Below are 2,910 nucleotides of genomic sequence, written 5' to 3' on the forward strand. Positions count from 1 at the left end.
GAGGCGGTCTCTGGTCGTCGCCGTGTTTGTGATTCTCGTGGGACTGATCGTGGGGGTGCTGCTTCTTGATTCCGAGAAGCGTCGCACCGAAGCGCAGGCAGAGGTTGCCCGCGCCCGTCTCGCCGATGTGCAGCGACTGGCCGATGTCCGTCGCCTCGATGACCTCGAGGCGCGGTCGCAGACGCTCTGGCCGGCGGCGCCTGCGACCGTTGCGGCTCTTGAGGCCTGGGTGCGTGAGGCGCGAGAGGTGGGCGCGCGTCTGTCGGGGCATCGCGCATGGCTGGTGCGTCTAGAGCACGAGCAGGGCCGTCAGCAAGGGGAGAGATGGACCTTTGATGATGCGCGCGCACAGTGGGAGCATGACGCGCTCGCGCGCATGCTGAGCGCGGGAGATCAGCTCATGCGCACCGAGCTTCCGAGGGTTGAAGAACGTCTCTCGAAGGCCCGTGCTCTCGAGGCCGAGTCGGTACAGGCCCACGCCGACGACTGGAAGCGGGCCGTCGACGCCGTTGCGCGTGACGTTCGCTACGCTGGGCTGCGGCTGCGCCCGCAGCTCGGCCTCGTGCCCCTCGGTCCCGATCCGGTGACCAGGCTCCAGGAGTTTGCGCATCTGTCGAGTGGAGAGGCACCGCGTCGGGAGAAAGACGGTCGCCTCGTGCGCACCGAGGCGAGCGGCGTCGTACTCGTCCTGGTGCCTGGAGGCACCTTTCTCATGGGGGCCAGCCGAACGCCGGGAGGGCCTGGCTTCGACGCCCAGGCCAAGCCGAGCGAGGGTCCGGTGCACCCCGTGAGGCTGGCTCCGTTCATGATCTCGAAGTACGAGATGACCCAGGCGCAGTGGCTGCGTGCGGCCGATCACAACCCGGCCTCGTTTCCCGTCGGTCGCACGGTGGGGGGGCGCGTCATCCGCGGGCTGAACCCGGTGGAGCATGTCTCGTGGGATGAGGCGGTTGAGATGCTGCGACGCCTCGATCTCACGCTTCCAACAGAGGCGCAGTGGGAGTACGCCGCGCGCGGCGGCACATCGACGCCCTGGTCGACGGGCGCGGCGCGAGAGAGCCTGCGCGGGCACGCCAATCTCGCCGACCGATGGTGTCGCGACCACGATGGGCCGGAGAGCTGGCGCTACGAGGCCTGGCTCGACGATGGCCATACCGTGCACGCGCCAACAGGCAGCTTCGCCGCGAACGGCTTCGGCCTGCACGACATGGCGGGCAACGTGTGGGAGTGGGTGCGCGACGGCCTGGCCGACTATCGCACCCCCGTTCGCGGTGATGACGCGGAGCGTCCGGCGCCACGCGACGCCCGGCATGTCTTTCGCGGCGGAGGGTTTCGCTCCACGGCGGGGCACGCCCGCCCGGCGGAGCGCTATGCCCTCTACTTCGGCGACAACGCCGCTTTCGACGTCGGCGTTCGCCCGCTTTGGAAGCTGCGATGAGCGGCGACCTTCATGCCGCGCCATCGGGCTTTTCGTGAGGCGTCTCCACGGCGTCGAACCAGACCTCTGGCTCGCTCGCTGAGGGGGAGGGCGGGGTCCAGCTTCCCTGCCCTCGCATTATCAGGTCGGTACCGTCGACGTGCACATCGCGCAGACGGAAGCGGGCCTGCCCAGGGACGGCGCTGCCCGCATCGACGGTGAACCGCGAACCGTCGCGCGTATAGTCGAGGTTGTTGCGCTCCAGGCGCGAAGCGACCATCATGCACGCGAAGAACATGGCGGGCAGCACACCGAACGCCGTGGCGTGCTCGATCTCGGCGTAGGGCCGCCCGTCCTCGGTGCGGCCGAGGGTCCCGTCGAGGTCGTACGGCACGGTCACTCGGTGATCGATGTGACCGGTCAGCCGGAAGCGGTCGCGTCCGCTGAGGGTCAGCTCCGGATGGCGGCTCGGCATCATCTTCTGGAGCCCTTCGGAGAGCGTCTCCTGCGGAACGCGCAGGCGTACGTCGTCGATCATCACGCGCGCCCCGAGGAGGGTTCGCTGCGCTTCGCTGGCGTCAGTGGCCTCGAACAGGTCGCGCACGACGCCGGGATCGGCCAGTCGCGCATCGAGACGCTCCACGGTCAGCGTGGGGAGCGTCACTCCTCTTGCGCTGAGACGCCCCGTCGCGATGTCGACGGTGAACCTTCCTCTCGGCGCGGTGCTCAGGATGGGGTGGGAGACGATGTTCATCTTCACCTCTCTGCTCATTCGATGTCGCAGATGGACGATTCCCACCCTCTGTGCGACAGCGCGGGGGCGTTCGCCGGAAGGGGCTTCGGGCCGTGTGACGGGGGGGTCACGGCGCGCGCAGCGTCGCACGTCAGGGAGACGGCTTCCGCGCCCAGCTCCCAGGGGGTCGAGACGGGGTGGTCGATCATCTGCTTCATCCCCAGGATGGAGAATCCGTTGATGACGGCCTGGTTGCCCGCTGCGGTGGGTCCACAGATGCCGGCGACCCCGGCCATGATGCCTGTCACGAGGTGCGCGGCGCCGTCGACCACTTCGTGTGGGCGCCAGGCGGTCAGCCCGTCGCGCATGGCCGCCGCTCCCGTGATGGAGGTGAGCATGCTGGTTCCCACACCGACCGCGAGGCCGGCCGGTTGCGGCAGCACACGGGTTCCCACGAGCGCCGCGGCGAGCAGGAGATCGCGCCGGCGACTCGCGGCGCCCCGTTCGAGCTGTCGGTCACGGGCGCGGATGCTCGACGTGCTGAGATCGAGCCCTTCCCCCCCTCGGAGGGGAGGCGAGGTGAGTGGCTTGAGCGAGTGAAAGGCGCGCGCGCCAGACAGTGCGGCAGCCGCGGGGTTCATGATGCGCTCTCCGCGAGGTGCCCTTCCATGCGGTCGATGAGCGCGTCGGCCAGCCCCATGCCGCGCGCGGCCCCAGCACGGGCCCCGCGGAACGCCCCCGCGCCGCTGGCCGCGAGGCC

3 protein-coding genes are annotated in these 2,910 nt (G+C 69.7%); 1 reads left to right on the forward strand and 2 read right to left on the reverse strand.

Annotated features, from left to right (window positions below):
- The coding region (locus EB084_22965; protein ID NDD31125.1) for a hypothetical protein at positions 1 to 1,438 on the forward strand (1,438 nt) is incomplete at its 5' end.
- A gap of 10 nt (positions 1,439 to 1,448) precedes the next feature.
- On the opposite strand, the gene EB084_22970 is transcribed toward EB084_22965, so the two are convergent.
- Positions 1,449 to 2,189 carry a hypothetical protein gene (locus EB084_22970; GenBank protein NDD31126.1) on the reverse strand — a complete coding sequence of 247 codons (741 nt, stop codon included), beginning with the start codon at positions 2,187 to 2,189 and terminating at the stop codon, positions 1,449 to 1,451.
- Positions 2,186 to 2,791 (reverse strand): hypothetical protein, encoded by a 606-nt coding sequence (locus EB084_22975; GenBank protein ID NDD31127.1) that lies wholly within the window; start codon positions 2,789 to 2,791, stop codon positions 2,186 to 2,188. The genes EB084_22970 and EB084_22975 overlap by 4 nt, the downstream gene beginning before the upstream one ends.
- Positions 2,792 to 2,910: the final 119 nt, after the last annotated feature.

This window comes from Pseudomonadota bacterium, assembly GCA_010028905.1.
GTDB lineage: Bacteria > Vulcanimicrobiota > Xenobia > RGZZ01 > RGZZ01 > RGZZ01.

What these genes read in the sequence shown, in the direction of transcription:
- EB084_22970 (NDD31126.1), bottom strand. Translation starts at nt 2,189, where the DNA reads ATGAGCAGAGAGGTGAAGATGAACATCGTCTCCCACCCCATCCTGAGC.
- EB084_22975 (NDD31127.1), bottom strand. Translation starts at nt 2,791, where the DNA reads ATGAACCCCGCGGCTGCCGCACTGTCTGGCGCGCGCGCCTTTCACTCG.